The organism is Microcoleus sp. BM001215392 (assembly GCF_036700185.1).
In the GTDB taxonomy this organism is placed as follows: Bacteria; Cyanobacteriota; Cyanobacteriia; order Cyanobacteriales; family Microcoleaceae; genus Microcoleus.
Window position 1 is genome coordinate 1 of the sequence record NZ_JAUBOJ010000296.1, and the last position, 6,326, is coordinate 6,326.

4 protein-coding genes are annotated in these 6,326 nt (G+C 46.7%); all 4 read left to right on the top strand.

What is annotated here, in order from left to right:
• Positions 1 to 369 precede the first annotated feature (369 nt).
• The 4 genes from rpsB (at position 370) to recG (ending at position 6,222) form a co-directional block, all read left to right on the top strand.
• Complete coding sequence (gene rpsB / locus QT974_RS25100) at positions 370 to 1,197, top strand: 30S ribosomal protein S2 (RefSeq protein ID WP_333471124.1); 828 nt, start codon at positions 370 to 372, stop codon at positions 1,195 to 1,197.
• Positions 1,198 to 1,538: 341 nt separating this feature from the next.
• Positions 1,539 to 2,201, top strand: coding sequence for a translation elongation factor Ts (gene tsf, locus QT974_RS25105; protein WP_333471125.1), 663 nt, complete (start codon positions 1,539 to 1,541; stop codon positions 2,199 to 2,201).
• A gap of 411 nt (positions 2,202 to 2,612) precedes the next feature.
• Entirely contained in the window at positions 2,613 to 3,515 is a 903-nt protein-coding gene (locus QT974_RS25110) for a hypothetical protein (RefSeq protein WP_333471126.1), read from the top strand.
• A gap of 220 nt (positions 3,516 to 3,735) precedes the next feature.
• Positions 3,736 to 6,222, top strand: coding sequence for an ATP-dependent DNA helicase RecG (gene recG / locus QT974_RS25115; RefSeq protein ID WP_333471127.1), 2,487 nt, complete (start codon positions 3,736 to 3,738; stop codon positions 6,220 to 6,222).
• Positions 6,223 to 6,326 lie beyond the last annotated feature (104 nt).

The window sequence follows — 6,326 nt, forward strand, 5'->3', positions numbered from 1 at the left end:
TTTGTCTATAAGTGTACCACTTTGTCTATTTAATCGCTAGCTAAGGACTAGCTCTAACCGTAACCTGAACCCCCCGCACCCAACCCACGCACTAAATCTCATACCATTTTAGATTGGGAATGATTTACTGGTCATGGGTTTGGAGCTTCCCTACAGTTGCATGATTTTGAAAAAATCGACCGTCCACCCAACCCTACGGAAAACCCTACCCTACGGATCTAAGATAATCAGAAAAACTGGTGCTTCTAGTGATAAACTAGAAAAGTTGTTTAAATTCGCACATCCGGGTTTTCGGGTGTTTCGAGGGCGCAAACCCTCAGAAATACGACCGGGTGGAGGATTAACCCGAATACAGGAGTTAAAAATACAATGCCAGTAGTTAGTTTGGCTCAAATGTTAGAGTCAGGGGTTCACTTCGGACACCAAACCCGCCGGTGGAACCCAAAAATGTCTCCCTACATTTTTACAGAGCGCAACGGGGTTCACATCATCGACCTCGTGCAAACCGCTCAGCTTATGGAAGATGCCTACGAGTACATGAGAGTGGCCTCGGAAAAAGGTAAAAAGTTTTTGTTCGTCGGTACAAAGCGCCAAGCTGCCGGGATTGTAGCTCAAGAAGCTCAACGCTGCGGTGCTTACTACGTCAACCAGCGCTGGCTGGGGGGAATGCTCACCAACTGGACAACGATTAAGTCCCGCGTCGAGCGCCTCAAGGATTTGGAACGCCGCGAGGAAATCGGCGCCCTAGATTTGTTGCCGAAAAAAGAAGCTTCTGTGTTGCGCCGAGAAATGGCAAAACTCCAGAAGTATCTGGGCGGGATTAAATCTATGCGTAAGATTCCCGACGGAGTTGTGTTGGTAGACCAACGCCGCGAGTATAATGCGGTGTTGGAATGCCAAAAGCTGGGAATTCCCATCGTCTCTCTGTTGGATACCAACTGCGACCCGGATTTGGTTGACATTGCCATTCCAGCAAACGACGATGCTATTCGATCGATCAAACTGATTGTCGGCAAGTTGGCTGATGCCATCTACGAAGGTCGTCACGGTCAGCAAGGCGGCGACTCTGACGAAGACTACGACTACGAAGGTGGTTACGAAGGCGCCGAATACGATGGCGAAATCGAAGAATTGGATGACCCCAATTATGTAGAGCCCGAGGACGGCGATGCTGACGGCGAAGAAACCGAAAGCTAGTATTGCGATCGGCATCTAACACCAGGCAATTAAAAATTAAAGATTGAAAACTAAAAATTATAAATTTTAGTTGGACATTTTTAATTTTTAATTGTAAATGGCACAAGTCTAAGTCATTAGTAGAGTTCTGCCCAAAGCATTCATTGTCTCAGCCTCAGAATTAACTCTGGCGCTACAGGTACAAAGTCCGTCCTAAAGCGGACTGGGTATTTCTTGACTCAGGTCTAATCATTAAAATTAGTGACTGATGACTGATGACTGATGACTGATGACTGATGACTGATGACTAATGACTAATGACTAATGACTAATAAATAATTTTGATGGGGAACTTAAAGAAGATGGCGGACATATCTGCAAAACTTGTTAAAGAACTGCGCGACAAAACCGGCGCGGGGATGATGGACTGCAAAAAAGCCCTCGTTGAAAACGATGGCGATATCGAAATATCAATTGAGTGGCTGCGGAAAAAAGGTCTAGCTTCGGCAGGTAAGAAAGGTGGACGAGTTGCATCTGAAGGTATTGTAGGCAGCTACATTCACACTGGCGGCCGCGTCGGTGTGTTGGTGGAAGTTAACTGCGAAACCGATTTTGTCGCCCGCCGCGAAGATTTCCAAGCTTTGGTGCGTAATATTGCGATGCAAATTGCAGCTTGTCCGAACGTGGAATACGTGAAAGTCGAAGATATCCCCGCCGAAATTGTCGATCGAGAAAAGGCAATTGAAATGGGCAAAGATGACTTGGGCAACAAGCCGGACAATATCAAAGAAAAAATTGTTCAAGGACGCATTGAAAAGCGTTTAAAAGAGTTGTGTTTGATGGATCAGCCTTATATTAGAGATCAAAATATCTCGGTGGAAGAGTTGGTGAAACAAACGATCGCCCAAATTGGAGAAAATGTCCAAATACGCCGCTTCGTGCGCTTTGTATTGGGCGAAGGCATCGAGAAAGTAGAAGCTAACTTTGCCGATGAAGTGGCAGCCCAAATGGGTGGTGTTCAGTAATCCCAACTTGAGATTGAAAAGTAAAAATTAAAAATGTGAAAAGCTAATTTTTCACATTTTTAATTTTTAGATGACACGACTTACGCAAAGGGTGCATCTGGTTTTTGAAGAGGGTTCTCCGCATGACCGCATCTAAGTTATTAGTTATCATCTCATATTTACGGAGGTCATGCGATATCCCATACACACATATTTGCTTGCACTCATCCGCTGCACCCTACGCAAAAGCGTAAGCCGTTGCTCGTTTAAATTGCATATTCTAGACGTTAACCTCAGCAACATCTCACAACAATTTGAGTAATTTTTGATTTAAAATATTTATTTGCCACAATAGCTTATTATTCCAGCTTTGCATTGGTGTATTTTAGCAGTATGCCGATCGTCCTATTTTAATTTTATACGGGAGATATAGTGGGAGCAAGAGAGCGCATAGAGCAAGATTTGGCAGGACTCGAAGAGGCTAAAGCTGCCTTGATTTTGGAGTTTGGCAGTACCTACGAGGGTTATTTAACTGCATTGGGACAAGCGGTGCGGCAGCAGTTAATTTTGGCGTGCTATCACCTTTGCACTCAATCGGTGCCGGAGTCGTTTCTCAAGTTGTCCTTAGACGGGCGCCAAAAAATGCAGCAGTCTGTCAGGCGTTTGGCTGCCGCGTCTGAAGAAAAATTTCGATGTCTGGCGATGCCATCAGACGAAGACATCGAGCAAGACGAAGACATTGAGCAAGACGAAGACATTGAGCAAGACGAAGACATCGAGCAAGACGAAGACATCGAGCAAGACGAAGACATCGAATTTCCCACAATTAACTATCAATTTCCCGAGACAAATTACCAGTTGGAAATTGCAAATTCCCCCGCAAGTTTGGCACGCTGGCAAAATAGTATTGAAAAGTCGATCGCCCAGATTATCAACCTGCTTTCTCGCGATACGAACCGCTTGCTGCAACAGTATGGAATTTTGCCCAGTCAATTGCCAGAACCAGTTTTAGAAGCAGCTTCTGGTGTTGAATCCTCAGGTAACAGCGTTGCGGGCCCACCTAACTTATTAAACTTAATCATTGAAACCGATGTTTCACCAGCACCGCAAAACTTGCCAGAAACACCTTCTCCTAGGGCCCTGCACATTACAGCTATTAAACTGCGGCTGTCGGAAATAGAGTTTGCTGATGCGGCAACCTCGGCTTGGCGCCAGCAAATTCGCAACCTCTCTGTACGCTTGAACTCCCTTGGTCGCGATTACCAGAAAAAGCAGCGGGAAATGGCGGTGGTGGAGGCTGAGTCGGCTTGGCGATCGAGTTGGTTTGAAGATTAGTCAGTTGACAGTTGAGAGTTGTCAGTTGACAGTTGACAGTTGACGGTTGACAGTTGACAGTTGACGGTTGACGGTTGACAGTTGACAGTAGGTAATTGTCAGTAGGTAATTGTCAGTAGGTAATTGTCTGGAATTTTTGAGCTATGATTAATAACTAATGACTAATGACTAATGACTGATGACTAATGACTAATGACTGATGACTAATAACTAATGACTGATGACTAATAACCAACCAGAATGGCTGCGATTGCAAAAAGCTCTTTCAGTAGAAGCCGATCGCGGATTTAACGATATCCAAGGCAGTCAATACCGCTTCAGCGAGTTTCTCGGCCTGAGTTTGAGACAGCTCGCAGGTGCTGTGGCAGGTACTTCACGCGATCGCGCCAGACAACTAGCTGCGGAATTTGACATCTACCCTCAGAAGGATCTCGAAGCGCGCCAACATTCGATCGCCATTACAGTCAGTTTCCTCCGACAAATGGAGCAACTTTGGGAAGAACAAACCACACAAGCTAGACCAGAAAACGCTGCTGATTCAAGCACTCCAGCCGTTTCAGTTCCTCGAACCGCACCCCTTAACACAGCACCCCCACCAGCCAGTCTGACGCTAGATCAACCGTTAACGCGCGTGACAGGCATCGGCCCCGCCAACGGCAATCGGTTGCTAAAACTCGGTTTAGATACCGTATACGACTTGCTTTACTACTATCCCCGCAACCACATCGACTATGCAAAACAAGTACGAATTCGCGAGTTAGTAGCAGGCGAAACTGTCACTTTAATCGCCGAAGTTAAGCGCTGCAATTGCTTTTCTAGCCCGAAAAATAAGAAATTAACGATATTAGAAGTAATTTTAAAAGATCGTACCGGAGAAATTAAAATCAGTCGCTTTTTTGCCGGGCCTCGCTACAGCAATCGCGGCTGGCAAGAATTCAAAAAGCGCGAGTATTGTACTGGTGCAATAATTGCTGCTTCCGGGTTGGTGAAGCAAGGTAAATACGGCATTACTTTAGAAAATCCCGAGTTAGAAGTCTTAGATGACTCCGGCGGTGCGATCGAATCGATGAAAGTCGGCCGCCTGATCCCAGTGTATCCGCTGACGGAAGGGGTAGATGCGGGTTCGGTGAGGCGATCGATCTTAGCTGCAATTGGCGCCGCGAAACTGTTACCAGAATCGCTACCGGACGATTTGCGCGATCGTTACGGCTTAATGGGTTTAGCCGATGCGGTGGCAAATATTCACTTTCCGCTCGATCGCGATTGCTTGTCCGCCGCCCGCCGCCGCCTAGTTTTTGACGAATTTTTCTACCTGCAATTAGGACTTTTAAAGCGCCGCCAAACCCAAAGAAAAGCTCAAGCTAGCGCCGTCATTCTTCAAGGCGGCAAATTGATCGAACATTTCTATGAAATATTGCCTTTTGCAATGACAAATGCTCAGAAAAGAGTCATTAACGACATCTTAAATGATTTAGCTTCGCCGCAACCGATGAACCGATTAGTGCAAGGCGATGTCGGCGCGGGCAAAACTGTAGTCGCCGTAGTCGCAATGCTAGCAGCAATTCAATGCGGTTATCAAGCTGCTTTAATGGCGCCCACAGAAGTTTTAGCAGAACAACATTATCGCAAATTGGTAGGTTGGTTTAATTTGATGCACTTGTCTGTCGAACTGTTAACTGGTTCGACCAAAGTAGCCAAACGCCGGGAAATTCACAGCCAGTTAGAAACCGGAGAATTGCCTGTTTTAGTCGGAACTCACGCGCTGATTCAAGATACGGTAAATTTCCATAAATTGGGTTTGGCTGTAATTGACGAACAGCACAGATTCGGCGTGCAGCAGCGCGCTAAATTGCAGCAAAAAGGCGAATCTCCCCACGTTTTGACGATGACGGCTACTCCGATCCCCCGGACTCTGGCGCTGACGCTGCACGGCGATTTAGACGTGAGTCAAATTGATGAACTTCCCCCCGGGCGGCAGGCGATTCAAACGACCGTCCTGTCTGCGAAAGAACGCCTTCAGGCTTACGATTTGATTCGTCGGGAAGTGGCGGGCGGGCGTCAGGTTTATGTGGTGCTGCCTCTGGTGGAGGAGTCGGAAAAACTGGATGTGCGATCGGCAATTGAGGAACAAGAAAAACTGCAAAACAGTGTATTTCCCGAGTTTAAAGTGGGTTTGCTTCACGGCAGGATGAGTAGTGCGGACAAAGATGAGGCAATTACTAAGTTTCGAGACAAAGAAACTGATATTTTAGTATCTACTACTGTCGTGGAAGTGGGAGTAGACGTGCCGAATGCAACGGTAATGATGATTGAAAATTCCGAGCGTTTTGGACTGTCGCAACTGCACCAGTTGCGAGGTCGAGTCGGTCGGGGCAGCAATCGTTCCTATTGTTTGTTAATGCCTGGTTCTAAGGCTGCCGAAGCTATGCAGAGAATGAAGGTTTTAGAACAATCTCAAGATGGCTTTTTTATTGCAGAAATGGATATGAGATTGCGCGGGCCAGGTCAGGTTTTGGGAATGCGGCAGTCGGGTTTGCCGGATTTTGCTTTGGCGAGTTTGGTGGAGGATCAGGAGGTTTTGGAGTTGGCGAGGGCGGCCGCTCAAATGGTAATTGAGAATGATGAAAGTTTGAATCAGTGGCCGGTGGTGCGGGATGAATTGGATCGCAGATATCGGCGGATGATGAGCGGCTCGATTTTGACTTAGACGTACGGTTGAAACCGCGTCTACAAAAACGAAGTCCGCCGGACGCCAACTGAATAAAATAACGCAATTTAAATCGCCCCCTCGGAAACCTGCGGAGGCAGGTT